This window comes from Mesorhizobium sp. f-mel (assembly GCF_053850215.1).
Map to the genome: position 1 here is coordinate 192228 of NZ_JBSPTO010000004.1, position 13442 is coordinate 205669.

14 protein-coding genes are annotated in these 13442 nt (G+C 63.2%); 10 read left to right on the forward strand and 4 right to left on the reverse strand.

Annotation, left to right across the window (positions count from 1 at the left end):
• Nucleotides 1–9: 9 nt before the first annotated feature.
• Entirely contained in the window at nt 10–1029 is a 1020-nt protein-coding gene (locus ACWUKX_RS08555; RefSeq protein ID WP_456005935.1) for a P1 family peptidase, read from the reverse strand.
• Complete coding sequence (locus ACWUKX_RS08560) at nt 1029–2114, reverse strand: branched-chain amino acid ABC transporter substrate-binding protein (protein ID WP_456005727.1); 1086 nt, start codon at nt 2112–2114, stop codon at nt 1029–1031. The genes ACWUKX_RS08555 and ACWUKX_RS08560 overlap by 1 nt, the downstream gene beginning before the upstream one ends.
• Nucleotides 2115–2303: 189 nt before the next feature.
• On the opposite strand from ACWUKX_RS08560, the gene ACWUKX_RS08565 reads away from it, so the two are divergent.
• The 7 genes from ACWUKX_RS08565 (at nt 2304) to ACWUKX_RS08595 (ending at nt 8720) form a co-directional block, all read left to right on the forward strand.
• The gene (locus tag ACWUKX_RS08565) at nt 2304–2798 is read left to right on the forward strand and encodes a flavin reductase (RefSeq protein ID WP_065008149.1); all 495 of its coding nucleotides are present in this window, start codon (nt 2304–2306) and stop codon (nt 2796–2798) included.
• A gap of 32 nt (nt 2799–2830) precedes the next feature.
• Complete coding sequence (locus ACWUKX_RS08570) at nt 2831–3760, forward strand: AAA family ATPase (RefSeq protein WP_095521632.1); 930 nt, start codon at nt 2831–2833, stop codon at nt 3758–3760.
• 4 nt (nt 3761–3764) lie between these two features.
• Nucleotides 3765–5003 (forward strand): vWA domain-containing protein, encoded by a 1239-nt coding sequence (locus tag ACWUKX_RS08575; RefSeq protein ID WP_456005729.1) that lies wholly within the window; start codon nt 3765–3767, stop codon nt 5001–5003.
• A gap of 40 nt (nt 5004–5043) precedes the next feature.
• On the forward strand, nt 5044–5382 hold the full coding sequence (locus ACWUKX_RS08580) for an XdhC family protein (RefSeq protein ID WP_456005731.1): 339 nt from the start codon (nt 5044–5046) through the stop codon (nt 5380–5382).
• A gap of 10 nt (nt 5383–5392) precedes the next feature.
• Nucleotides 5393–6130, forward strand: coding sequence for an XdhC family protein (locus tag ACWUKX_RS08585; protein ID WP_456005733.1), 738 nt, complete (start codon nt 5393–5395; stop codon nt 6128–6130).
• Between the two features lie 66 nt (nt 6131–6196).
• Nucleotides 6197–7807 (forward strand): molybdopterin-binding/glycosyltransferase family 2 protein, encoded by a 1611-nt coding sequence (locus ACWUKX_RS08590; RefSeq protein WP_456005736.1) that lies wholly within the window; start codon nt 6197–6199, stop codon nt 7805–7807.
• 31 nt (nt 7808–7838) lie between these two features.
• On the forward strand, nt 7839–8720 hold the full coding sequence (locus tag ACWUKX_RS08595) for an alpha/beta hydrolase (RefSeq protein ID WP_456005739.1): 882 nt from the start codon (nt 7839–7841) through the stop codon (nt 8718–8720).
• A 76-nt stretch (nt 8721–8796) separates the two neighbouring features.
• On the opposite strand, the gene ACWUKX_RS08600 is transcribed toward ACWUKX_RS08595, so the two are convergent.
• Complete coding sequence (locus tag ACWUKX_RS08600) at nt 8797–9846, reverse strand: DUF1176 domain-containing protein (protein ID WP_456005741.1); 1050 nt, start codon at nt 9844–9846, stop codon at nt 8797–8799.
• A gap of 122 nt (nt 9847–9968) precedes the next feature.
• On the opposite strand from ACWUKX_RS08600, the gene ACWUKX_RS08605 reads away from it, so the two are divergent.
• Nucleotides 9969–10475 carry a DUF1993 domain-containing protein gene (locus ACWUKX_RS08605; RefSeq protein WP_456005743.1) on the forward strand — a complete coding sequence of 169 codons (507 nt, stop codon included), beginning with the start codon at nt 9969–9971 and terminating at the stop codon, nt 10473–10475.
• A 42-nt stretch (nt 10476–10517) separates the two neighbouring features.
• Here ACWUKX_RS08605 and ACWUKX_RS08610 read toward each other — a convergent pair whose 3' ends face one another.
• Nucleotides 10518–10682 (reverse strand): hypothetical protein, encoded by a 165-nt coding sequence (locus ACWUKX_RS08610; RefSeq protein ID WP_456005745.1) that lies wholly within the window; start codon nt 10680–10682, stop codon nt 10518–10520.
• Between the two features lie 381 nt (nt 10683–11063).
• On the opposite strand from ACWUKX_RS08610, the gene ACWUKX_RS08615 reads away from it, so the two are divergent.
• Both ACWUKX_RS08615 and ACWUKX_RS08620 read left to right on the forward strand, forming a co-directional pair.
• Nucleotides 11064–12131, forward strand: coding sequence for an aldo/keto reductase (locus tag ACWUKX_RS08615; protein ID WP_456005748.1), 1068 nt, complete (start codon nt 11064–11066; stop codon nt 12129–12131).
• A 45-nt stretch (nt 12132–12176) separates the two neighbouring features.
• Entirely contained in the window at nt 12177–13442 is a 1266-nt protein-coding gene (locus ACWUKX_RS08620) for a cysteine desulfurase-like protein (RefSeq protein ID WP_456005751.1), read from the forward strand.

Here is a 13442-nt window from a genome sequence, read left to right on the forward strand (position 1 = left end):
AGCGCGCATTCAGCGCGACGACCAGACCGGAAACAGGTCGCCGTCGGCTGGCGTCGCGGCAAAGACACCGCGGCTGATGGCGCGCGCCATGGTGGCGCCGGCCGCTGCGTAAAGCTCGATGGCGTCGTTGGGCGCGAGCTCGATGCCGCTCTTGCCGGTCGCCAGCGCGAAAACCAGATCGCCGTCGGCCGGCGTGTGTGTTGGCCAAATGGCGCGCACGAAGCCATCATGCGCTGATATCGCCAGGCGTTTGGCGGCGGCCTTGGTGAGGACGGCGTCCGTGGCGATGACGGCGATGGTCGTGTTGCCGCCGACCTCCGTCCGTTTCCCGATATGCTTGTCGCGAAACTTCAGCAGGATCGTTTTCGCGTCCTCCGGCATAGGCGAGGGATAACCAAGCCCGCCGAACTCGCCGCCGATCTCGAAGGGCGCCGCCCAGAAGTGGCGGGTTTGGGCGATCGTCACCGAGCCGGTCGGATTGACGGCGGCGAGCGCACCGATGGTGACGCCGCTGTCGAGCACCGTCGAGGCCGAGCCGAGGCCGCCCTTGAGGCCGGAACTCAACGCACCGGTGCCCGCGCCGACCGTGCCCAGCGCAAAGTCGAGGCCGACAGCCTGTGCCGCCTCATAGCCGAGATCGCGGTAGGGCGGATAGCGGCCCCAATCCTTGTCGCCGCCATTGCGCAGGTCGAACAGGATCGCCGCCGGCACGATCGGCACGCGAAAGCCGCCGACCTCGACACCGATGCCCCTTTCACGCAGTGCCGCCTGTACGCCGGAGGCGGCGTCGAGACCGAAGGCCGAACCACCCGAAAGCACCACAGCATGGATCGCCTCGATCGAATTGTGCGGCTCGAGCAGGTCGGTCTCGCGGGTGCCCGGCGCACCGCCCAGGATCTGGACACCGGCCACCGCAGGTACGTCGCAGACGATGGTGGTCACCCCGGACCTCAGCCTCACATCGGAAGCGTTGCCGACGCGCAGGCCGGCGACATCGGTGATGAGATTGCGCGGCCCTGTCCGAAACATCATTTGGCCTCCGCCGGCGCAAAATTTGCGCCGTTGAAACGGAAGACCCGATAGAGGTTTTCGGTCAAGTCGCCCTTGGCGTCAAAGCGGATCGGTCCGATCGCGGTGCTGAAGTCGCGCGCGGTGAGCGCATCGGCCAATGGCTTGTTGGAGGTTTCCGCCAGGGCCGTCGCCGCCTCGGCGATCTCGACCGCCGCATAGGCCGGCAGCATGTAACCCTCCGGCACGATCTTTTGCGCGGCAAAGCTGTCGAGCACCTTGGGGGCGGCGACATCATCCCATTCGGGCGGTGCGATCATCAGCGTGCCCGTGGCATAAGGCACGTCGCCGGGCGGGGTGCGCAGCGCTTCGCCGCCGGCAAAGGTGATGCCGGCATCGAGCTGGCCGGCGTCGCGGCCCATGATGGCGATGTCGTCGCCGTCGCCGCCGGCGAAGACATGCGTTGCGCCGGCTTTCCTCAGCCGACCGACCAGCCCGATCTGGTTGTCGAGTTGCGGCCGGAATGTGTCGACGAACACCGGTTTCAGCGCCGCCTGATCGGCTGCCGCCCGAAGCGTCTCAGCGATTTCGCGGCCGTAAATCGTACCGTCGTCGACGATGGCGAACAGTTCGTTCTGCCAGCGGCGGGTCAGATTGGAGGCGACGGCGTTGCGCTCGTCATCGCCGCGCGGCCCAAGCCGAAAGATCGGCCAACCGGTCTTGGCGCGCCGGTCGGTCAGACTTTCGGTGCGCACGCCGACGGTGATGACCGGTATGTTGGCGTCCTTCAGGATCGGCAGTGCCGCCTCGATCGCCTCGGTGCAGAGGAAGCCGACGACCGCGCCGACTTTCGCCGCAACGAATTCTCTCGCTGCGGCAGCCCCACCATCGGCCGTACAGGCGTCATCGACAACCTTCAGTTGGGCACCGTTCGCCTCCGCCGCCAGGCCAGCACCCGCCTCGATCTGCCGGCCGAGGATCGCCGAGGGCCCCGACAGTGGTGCTGCGACACCGACCAGCAGCGTCTCAGCGTTCGCATCGCCGGCGAGAGACAGCCAGGCCAGCACCGCTATTGTCGTTGTCGTGCCTATTGTCCGGGGTCGCATGCGTGCGAAGAATTCCTCCGCGCCGGTCGCGTGTTGCCGGCGCCACTTCCTGCCAAGACCTAAAGGCTGGTCAGCTTTCACGCAACACGCGAAATTCAGGATGCATGTCAACCACTTCGCTTGTGGCATGCAATATGCCCCCATATATAACGCTGGGTTCACCTCGCTTCAAACCAATGGAAATCGCCGGTGCTGAAGAAGAACGACATAGGGCCGCAGGCCTATCGCGACGCGATGAGCCATTTTGCCGGTCACGTCCATGTGGTTACCACCGATGGCCCCGCCGGCCGGCGCGGTGCGACCGTTATTGCAGCCTGTTCGGTCTCGGACACGCCGCCGACCATCCTGGTTTGTCTCAATCGCGAAAATCCCAAGAACGAGCCGTTCGTGAAGAACGGCAAGTTCGCCTTGAACACGCTGGCTTCGGACCAGGAGGCGCTGTCGGTCGGCTTTTCCGGTCTCACCGGCCTGCCTGTCGAGGAACGTTTCGCGTTGGGCGATTGGGACGTGATCTCGACCGGTGCGCCGACGCTGAAGGGCGCGCTCGCCGTGTTCGACTGTGAACTGATCGACACCAAGGATCTGGCCACCCACCGTGTGCTTTTTGGCAAGGTGACAGGCCTGCGCACCGGCGATAATTTGCGGCCGCTGATCTATCACGACCGCGGCTATCACGCTCTGTAGAGGCTCTGGATGGCTGCACCCACGGAGAGAGGATGACCGAGTTGAAATCGCGCCCCGCGCCGGCGACGATCGACGAGACGCTCGATCTGCTGACCGGCGCGGACTATGTGGCGGACCGGTCTTTGGCGACCGTCCTGTTCTTATCGCTGCGCATGAGGCGGCCGCTGTTTCTCGAGGGCGAGGCCGGCGTCGGCAAGACCGAGATCGCCAAGGTGCTGGCGCAAGCGCTTGGCCGCCGGCTGATCCGCCTGCAATGCTATGAAGGCCTGGACGTCTCCTCCGCCGTCTACGAGTGGAATTACGCCGCGCAGATGATCGAGATCCGCATGGAGGAGGCGGCCGGCAAGGTCGACCGCTCCGACATGGAGCGTAACGTTTTTTCCGAAAAGTACCTGATCCGCCGCCCGGTGCTCGACGCGCTGACCGGCAAGGCGGGGGGCGCCCCGGTCTTCCTGATCGACGAGCTAGACCGCACTGACGAGGCCTTCGAGGCGTTCCTGCTCGAAATCCTCTCCGACTTCCAGGTGACTGTTCCCGAACTCGGCACGATCAAGGCGGAGGAGCCGCCGATCGTCATCATCACCACCAACCGTACCCGCGAGATCCACGACGCGCTGAAGCGGCGCTGCCTCTATCACTGGGTCGATTATCCGAATGCCGAGCGCGAACTGGAGATCGTGCGTAGGAAAGTACCGCAGGCCAACAGCCGGCTGTCGGCAGAGGTGGTTTCGTTCATCCAGAAGCTGCGCCAGATCGAGCTGTTCAAGGTGCCGGGGGTTGCCGAGACCATCGACTGGGCCGGCGCGCTGACCGAACTCGACAAGGTGGCGCTCGATCCGGAAACCGTTTCCGACACGATCGGCGTGCTGTTGAAATACCAGGACGACATTGCCCGTATAGAACAGGGCGAAGGCCGGCGCATCCTCAACGAGGTGAAGGCCGAGCTTTCGGCGGCGGAGTAGGGCGATGGCAACGCCGCGTCGCGAACCGAAAGAGGCCACGCCGGACGGGCGGATCGCCGACAACATCGTGTATTTCGCCCGCACCTTGCGTAAGGCCGGCATGCGGGTCGGCCCGGCCTCGGTCAAGGACGCGATCGAGGCGGTGCTGGCCGCCGGCATCGGTTCCCGCGACGATTTCTACTGGACACTGCACGCTGTCCTCGTCTCGCGGCACGAGGACCACCCAACCTTTGACGAGACGTTCCGGCTGTTCTGGAAATCGCACGAGCTGATCGAAAAGATGCTGGCGATTTTTTCTCCGGTGGCGCCTGATATCAGAGAGAAGCAGAAGCCGCGCGCTGCGGAAAACCGCGTCAGCCAGGCAATGTTCGAGGGCCACCAGAAGAACCAGCCGGCGCAAGAAATCCCCGAGATCGAGGTCGACGCCCGCTTCACATTTTCCGGCAACGAGGTGCTGAGGGGCAAGGACTTTGCCCAAATGAACGCCGCCGAGATGGCCGACGCCAAGAAGGCGATTACCGCATTGCGGCTGCCCTTCGATATGGTCAGGACACGGCGTTTCAAATCCGACGCGCATGGCCGACGTATCGATCCGCGCGCCATGATGCGCTCGGCCGCGCGGACAGGCGGCGAACTGATCCTGCCAAGATTCCGGTCACCGCGCGAGGTTCACCCGCCGCTGGTCGTGCTTGCCGATATTTCCGGCTCGATGAGCCAGTACACGCGCATCTTTCTGCATTTCCTGCATGCGCTGACCGAAAAGCGCCGACGCGTGTATGCCTTTGTCTTCGGCACCAGGCTGACAAATCTGACGCGGCAGATGCGCCATCGCGATCCTGACGCAGCACTCGCCGATTGCTCGGCTGCGGTGATGGACTGGTCGGGCGGCACCCGCATCGGCAATACGCTGGCCGAATTCAACCGGCTGTGGTCGCGGCGCGTGCTGGGCCAGGGCGCGGTGGTGCTGCTGATCACCGACGGGCTGGAGCGCGACGACATCGCCGGCCTGTCGGAGGAAATGGAGCGCCTGCACAAATCCTGCCGGCGGTTGATCTGGCTGAACCCGCTGCTGCGCTTCGACGGTTTCGAGGCCCGTGCCCGCGGTGTCAAGGCGATGCTGCCGCATGTCGACGAGTTCCGCTCGGTACACAATCTCGATGCGCTCGCTGATCTCTGCGAGTCGCTGGACAAGAATTCGGCGCGCTTGGTCGACCCACGCAGATGGATTGAAGGTGGCGCGTAAAGCGCCGCATAGCCATATGTTTTCTCCGGGAGAAACAGTGATGGAAAACAGTATCTATCTCGATGAGGCGCGCGATCCGCTGATCATCGCCGAAGGCTGGATGAAGGACGGCAAGGAAGTCGCCATTGCCACCGTGGTCGAAACCTGGGGCTCGGCGCCGCGTCCGGTCGGCAGCCATCTTGTCATCGACGCGGAAGGCAACTTCCACGGCTCCGTCTCTGGCGGCTGCGTCGAAGGCGCGGTGGTCACCGAGGCAATAGATGTCATCGACAGCGGCAAGGCAAAGATGCTGGAGTTCGGTGTCGCCGATGAGACCGCCTGGCAGGTTGGCTTGTCCTGCGGAGGCCGCATCAAAGTCTATGTCGAGCGGTTGGGTTAGGCCGGGCACGATGGATCCTTATGCGCTGAAGACGCTGAACGCCGAACGCCGCGCCCGCCGCGCGGCGATCCTGGTCACCGATCTCGGAGACGGCCGCGACCGCATCGTGCGCGAGGGCGACCAGGTCGCCGGCGATCTGGGCGCTGCGATCGCCAAGGCGTTTCGATCAGGCAGGTCCGGGTCGGTTGAGGCGGAGGGGCGAACTTTCTTCCTTAACGCCTATCTGCCGCAGCCGCGCCTGTTGGTGATCGGCGCCGTTCATATCAGCCAGGCACTGGCGCCGATGGCCAAGATCGCCGGCTTTCCCGTCGAGATCGTCGATCCGCGGACGGCCTTTGCCACCGCAGACCGCTTTCCCGATGTCGCGCTGCATGCCGAATGGCCCGAGGATGTTCTGAAGCGCCAGCCGCTCGACAGCTATACGGCGTTGGCAGCCGTCACCCATGACCCGAAGATCGATGACTTCGCGCTGAAGGCGGCGCTCGACGCCAACTGCTTCTATGTCGGGGCGCTCGGCAGCCGCAAGACCCATTCGAAGCGCGTCGAGCGCCTGCTGGCATTGGGCGCGACCGCCGACCAGATCGCCCGCATCCACGCGCCGATCGGCCTCGACATCGGCGCAGCGAGCCCGGCCGAGATCGCCGTCGCGGTGCTGGCGCAGGCGATCCAGGCCTTTCGCTCGCGTGGCCTCGAAGCCTCCGCATCGGCCCAAAGATCGGAATCGATTTTGGAGAAGCACAATGCGTAGATTCAAAGTAGTAGAGCGTCCTTTGCGCGTCCAAGAGGACGCGCGGCGCTCTACGGACGCGGCGGCGTGAAATTCGGCCCGATCCCGATTGACACGGCCGAGGGCGCGGTGCTGGCGCATGCCACCACGGTCGGAGAACGGCGCTTCCGCAAGGCGCATCGGCTGAGCGCCGATGATGTATCTTTGCTCAAGGCGGCAGGGATTTCGGAGGTTGTCGCGGCTGTTCTTGCTCCCGACGATTTTAGCGAGGACGCTGCCGCCGAAAAGATCGCCGAAAGCATGATCCATCGCAACATCGAGGCCAAGCCCGCCGCGACCGGCCGGGTCAACCTGCACGCCGAGGCGGGCGGCATCTTCACTGTCGACGCGGCGATGATCGACGCCATCAACGCCGTCGACCCGACCATCACCATCGCCACGCTGGCGCAGCACGCACCGGTCGAAAAGGGCCAGATGGTGGCGACCGTGAAGATCATTCCCTTCGCGGTCGGCTCCGTGCTGGTCGATGCGGTGGCAAGGATCTGCGCCGGCAGCGAGATCTTCGCCGTCAATGCCTATCAGCCGGTGCGTGTCGGCGTCATCCAGACGGTTCTGCCCGGTATCAAGCCGAACGTGCTCGACAAGACGTTGCGTGTCACCGAAGCCCGCCTGGCGCGCTCGGGCGGCCGGCTGACGGCGGAGCGCCGTACGCCGCATGAAGTTGGTCCCGTCGCGGAAGCTGCGGCCTCGCTGGCGCGCGACAACGACATGGTGGTGATCTTCGGCGCTTCGGCGATGAGCGATTTTGGCGACGTCGTCCCGGCGGCGATCGAGAAGGCCGGCGGCATCGTCATCCGCGCCGGCATGCCGGTCGATCCCGGTAATCTGCTGGTGCTCGGCACACTTGGCGGCAAGCACGTCATCGGTGCGCCCGGCTGCGCCCGCAGCCCCAAGGAGAACGGCTTCGACTGGGTTCTCGACAGGTTGATTGCCGGTCTCGACGTGACGGCCAAGGATATTGCCGGCATGGGTGTCGGCGGTCTGTTGATGGAAATCCCGACGCGGCCGCAGCCGCGCGAGCCGCTGCCGGCCAGAGCCGAGTTGAAAGTCGATGTCGTGCTGCTGGCCGCCGGTCGCTCCAGCCGCATGGGCGGCCCGAACAAGCTGCTGGCGCTGTTCGACGGCAAGCCGCTGGTGCGCCGCACCGCCGAGCGCGCGCTCGGTTCGAAAGCTTCGGGCATCATCGTTGTCACAGGCCATCAGCGCGAACGCGTACACGCCGCATTGTCGGGCCTGGATGTGACCTTCGCCGATAATCCGGATTTCACCGAGGGCCTGTCTTCGTCGCTGAAGGCCGGCATCGCCCGGGTTGCCGGCGATGCCGCCGGCGCCATGATTATGCTCGGCGACATGCCTGGCGTCTCGTCGGCCGACCTCGACAGGCTGATTGACGCATTCCGCAAGTCCGAGGGCCAATCGGTCGTACGCGCATCGCATGAGGGTAAGCGAGGCAACCCGGTGCTGCTGCCGCGCTCGCTGTTTGCGGCGATCGCTCATCTCGAAGGCGATACCGGCGCGCGCCATCTGGTCGAGGCCGAGGGGCTCGATGTTGTCGATGTCGAGATCGGCAAGGCGGCTTCGATAGACGTCGACACCCGCGAGGCGCTGGAAGGCGCCGGCGGCGTGCTGCAGGATTGACAAACCGAAGCCGAAAAACGATGCCTTTGGCATGGCTTTCCGTTTACCCCTTCTGATCTCGACGTTTCTTTTGTTTTCGGGTTTGGCGCATGGCCAAACGCTGCCGCTAAAGCCCTTCAAGGATGATCTGTTTGCCTATCCGGGCACGCTCTCATCCGAGAACAACGGCGCGTATACAGTCGTCGACTATCGCGAGCTGCGCGATATCAACGCCCGCGACAAAGTGCCGGAGCGCCGCGCGCAGGCGCAGTATGTCGACACCGGTGTGCGTAACGTGCAGCGGGATCTGTCGCTGAAGACCGATGCCGGAAATATCCGCCACGTCGGCGTCGGCCGCACGCAAGGCGCCGGCATCATCGTGCTCTATCTGCACGGGCAGGGCGGCAGCCGCAAGCAGGGCGTTGACGACTTCACCTTTGGCGGCAATTTTAACCGCATCAAGAACCTGATGGCCGGCAATGGTGGCCTCTATCTCTCACCGGACTTTTCCGATTTCGGCGACACCGGGGCGGCCCAGATCGCCGCGCTGATCGGCCATTATGCCCAGCAGTCGCCGGGCGCGAAGATCTTCGTTGCCTGCGGCTCGATGGGCGGCGCACTGTGCTGGAAGCTTGCTGCCCGCAAGGATACGGGCGGCCGCATCGACGGGTTGCTGCTGCTCGGTTCGCTGTGGGATGAAAGTTTCTTCTCGAGCCCGGGCTTTAAGCGCCGTGTCCCGGTCCTCTTCGGCCACGGCAGCAAGGATCCGGTATTTCCGGTGGCAAAACAGGAAGCCTTCTTCCGTTCGATCCTGGCCAAATCGAAAACCTATCCGGCCCGCTTTGTTCGTTTCGAGACCGGCACGCACGGCACGCCGATCCGCATGACCGACTGGCGCGGCACGCTCAATTGGATGCTGTCGAAGGCGCCCTAATGCATGTCGCCCAAAAGTGTGTAGCGGTTTTGGGGCAACGACATGCATCAAGAAAAAACTTGAAGCGCGCCGCGCTTCAAGGCGCGGTGTTGTAGTCCACCACCGTCTGCGGGTTGATCTCGCCGTCGTAGGAGGCGTCGACATCGTACTGCACCAGCGAGAAATTGCCGTTGCGAAAAAGATATGTCCCGGCTGATGATGCATCGCCGACGCCGCGCCACTTGTTGAGGGACGAGATCGTCTTGGTGGCGTCGTCAAATTCGGAATTGACCAACTGGTCGTCGGTCTGGAAGCCGGTGACGTTCATCGCCTCGACCTTGCCTTCGCTATCGTTGTTCCCATAGTGGATATCGAGTTCCGGCGAGGCGAACTGCAGCTGCCGGACGCCGGATACCTCGTCGTAGATATAGTAGACGGCACTCTCATTGTAGGCAGCCATCGAACAGAAGAAGCGGAACAGCCGCGTCTCGCGTTCGGGCTCGTCGGCCTCGGCGCCCGCATCCTTGTAGCGGAGGGAGTAGGCGTCCGGCCCTCCCAAAGGCTCGCCGCCAGGCATCTCCTTATCGCATTGTTCGCCATAGGTGGCCGCAAACGCCTCCTTGGCCTGCTCCAGCGCCGCATCCTTCTTCGGCGGCGGCGGTCCGTCGCCGCAGCTTTCCGGCACAGCATTGTCGAAATCGGCCTTCGCCGGTTTCAGCGCGCCCTTGTCGATGAAGATCGGGCGAAATGGCGGTTCCTGGATCGAGGCGTTGACCTGGCGCAGCGTGTAGCAGCCGGCAAAGACATTTTCGCTGCCGTCCTTAGCTGTCGCCCGGATGGCGACCGGAACGCTGTAATAGATGCTGCCGGCAGCACCGTCTTCGGACACGGCACCGGTTTTGACTTCGACGGCGTTGGTGCCGTCATAGCCCTTTACGAAGGCGTCGAAATCCTTGGCCGGCTTGGTGTCGCCGAAATAATCCCAGGCGCGCGGGAATTCTTGCCGGTTGATGGCGCTATAGAGCGAGCGGATGACCGCTTCGGCGTCCGACCTGTCATCGACATAGGGCGCATCGGCGGCGAGCACTGGCTGGCCTGACACGGTAAAGGAGAAAAAGGCGGTCGCTGCGAAAAGGGCGCTTCTCATCGGGAATCTCCACCTGATGGGAAATCCTATCATACCGATTGCGGCGACGTGGTGACGCTTGAAGAATCGCCCGCGGAGGCGTTAGGTCCCGCCGTCGGCGTCCCGCCGGATAGGAGAATCACGTGACCATATCGATGTACGAAGCGGCCGTGCCGGTGTTTTCGGCCAGGTTGAAGGCGCTATCCAATGTGCTGGATATCGCTGAGCAGAATGCGCTCGACCGCAAGATCGACCCGCAGGTTTTTTTGACGTCGAGGCTGGCGCCGGACATGTACGCGTTGACCAGGCAGGTACAGATCGCCACCGACCACGCCAAGGGCGCGCCATCGCGGCTTGCCGGCCGCGAGGTGCCCAAATACGAAGACAACGAGGCGAGCTTTGCCGATCTCCAGGCGCGCATCGCCAAAACCGTCGACCATCTGGCGACATTCTCGGCTGCCGATATGGACGGCTCGGATGACAGGGTGCTCGAGCTGAAGCTTGGCCAGCGCGAATTCTCGATGGCCGGTATGCAGTATCTGCTGCATCTCGCCATGCCCAATTTCTATTTCCACGTGACCACCGCCTACGACATCCTTCGCCACAATGGCGTGCCGCTGAGCAAGGCGATTTTCATGGGATCGCGTTGAAAAATTGGCGATGAGATATCCCGGTCGAGCCGGGATATCCGACTAGCGGGAGGACATTTCGCGGACGATGCGCGGGAAGTCGGCTGGTTTGATGCCGATATCCGCACGGTCGGCATTGCTCATCGAATGAAGCAGCGCCAGCGCCGCGCGGTAGCGCAGATGTTCCTGCGGACGCGGACGGGCGAACATTTCAGTGAGGAAACCCATGATTCAAGCCCCTGGTTGGTCCTCCCCGAGTCCCAAATATAGTCAAATCATGACAATTGTGCAGTGCAGCATTTGCATGGCAGCTATGCCGCACCGAACTTCTTGACCACAATCGACTTCGCCGGTGAAACTCCCGGCGCGAGCTGACCGTATAGCTGAATGCCGGTACAGGGCCGGTTTTTCCTCGCCATTCCTGGCGGAATTCCGGACTGCATGAAAATCCAGTCCGGCTTTTTACCTACTTGCGCCTTGCGTTCACTGGATCTCGCGGAAAAGTGCTAGCCGATTTGCGGCGGGCTTGGAGACAGCCCGCGCCTTCCTGTATGCTGCGGCTTCCTCCCCGCGCAGCAGCGCAAAGAATTTCCCGCCGGAGAAAGTTCCATGCACAAACGCCGCCTCGGTCGGACCGATCTTCTTGTTTCCCAGATCTGCTTGGGATCGATGACCTGGGGCCAGCAGAACACCGAAGCCGATGGCCACGCCCAGATGGACCTGGCCTTTTCGCGCGGCGTCAACTTCATCGACACTGCCGAGCTCTACCCAATCCCGCCCAAGGCGGAGACGCAGGGCTGGACCGAGAAGATCATCGGCAGCTGGTTGAAAGCGAAGCGCAATCGCGATCAAGTGATCCTCGCCTCGAAAGTGGTTGGCCGCACCGCAAATGCATGGTTCCGCGGCGGGCGCCCGTCGAAGCTGGTGCGCGCCGACATCTTCGATGCCGTCGAAAAGTCGCTGACCAGGCTCAACACCGATTATCTCGATCTCTATCAGATCCATTGGCCGGAGCGGGACGTGGCTTGGGGCGCCAACCCGAACCGCGTCGGTGCCGTGCCGCTGCGAGCCGATTCCGTCGGCGCACCGGCTGGCGAGACGCCGATCACCGAGACACTGGCCGTCTTCGACGAACTGGTGAAGGCTGGAAAAATCCGCCATTTCGGTCTGTCGAACGAGAGCTCCTGGGGCGTCATGCGGTTCATCGCCGAAGCTGACAAGGGCCTCGGTCCACGCCTGGTGTCGCTGCAAAACGCCTATAATCTCGTCAACCGCAGCTTCGAGGTGAATCTCGCCGAAGTCTGCGAGCGCGAACAGGTTTCGTTTCTGCCCTATTCGCCGTTGGCGCAGGGCTATCTCACCGGCAAGTACGATCATGGCGCGCGGCCGCAAGGCTCACGCTCGCAGCTCTTCAATCGGGGCCAGCGCTACGAGACGCCCAACGCCGCGGAAGCGCAGCTTGAGTACAACGAGCTGGCGCGCTCTTTCGGCATGGAGCCGGCATTGTTTGCCAACGCCTATGTCACGAGCCGGCCTTTCGTCACCTCGAGCATCATCGGCGCGACGACCATTTCGCAACTCGAAATGGCGCTGTCTTGCGCCGATGTCGTCTGGACCGAGGACATGCAGAAGGCGGTCGATGCAATCCACCAGCGTGTCGGCAACCCCTGTCCGTGAGCAATACGGCCGGTTATCAAATGATTACAACGGGAAGGGGCAGAAATGGATTTTCCGATCGATGCCGTGCGCGAGAAATTTCCGGCCCTGTCGCTGACCGACAAGGGCCGTCGCCGCATCTACCTCGACAACCCTGCCGGCACGCAGGTGCCGCAAGCGGTTGCCGACGCGGTGTCACGCTGCCTGCTGACCGCAAACGCCAATCTCGGCGGATTCTTCGAAACCACGATCGCAGCGCAACAAATCGTCGATGACGCCCATGCGGCGATGGCCGATTTCCTGGCTGCTGCGAGCCCTCAGGAAATCATCATCGGCGCCAACATGACGACTCTGACCTATCACATGTCGCGCACGCTCGGCCGCACGATGAAACCGGGCGACGAAATCATCCTCACCCGCATGGATCACGAGGGCAACGTATCGCCGTGGCTGCAGCTGGCCGAAGACCTTGGCCTTGTCGTGCGCTGGCTGCCTTTCGACGAGCAGAGCTGGCAGATCGAGGAGGCGGCGCTTGCTACGCTGCTCACCGACAGGACCCGGCTCGTCGCTTTGAACTACGCCAGCAATCTGACCGGCTCGATTAACCGGGTGAAGGCCCTGACCGGCATTGCCAAGCAGGCCGGCGCCCTGGTCTATGTCGACGCTGTTCAGTTCGCGCCGCACGGCCTGATCGACGTCAGGGATATCGACTGCGATTTCCTGATCTGCTCGGCCTATAAATTCTTCGGGCCGCATTTGGGTATCTTATGGGGCAGGCTGGATGTCATCGATGTGCTGAAACCGTATAAATGCCGCTGTTCGTCCAATGCTCTGCCGGAGCGGTTCGAACTCGGCACGCCGCAGATCGAGCTGATGGCCGGACTGACGGCCGCGGTCGATTACTTTGCGGAACTCGGCGCGGCGGCAGGCGATGGCGGCTCGCGCCGCGCCAGGATCGCCAAGGCCTTCGAAAGATCAATAGCTTATGAGAACCCGCTGGCGCAAAGGCTGATCGACGGCCTGTCGGCTATCTCAAGCCTGACCATCCATGGCATTACCGATCCGGCGCGTGTCGGGGAGCGCGTCCCGACGGTCTCCTTCACCGTCGATGGCATCGTGCCGGAGACGATCGTACGGCAGATGAATGCGGAAAACATCTTCCTGTGGTCCGGCCACAACTATGCCTGGGAAATCGTCCACCAGCTCGGCATTCCGCCCGAACAGGGCGTCGTGCGCATCGGCATCGCCCACTACAATACGGCGGCCGAAATCGACGAGACACTGGAGAGCGTGCATCGCGTCATCGCGATGCTGCGACAGGAGCGATCCTGA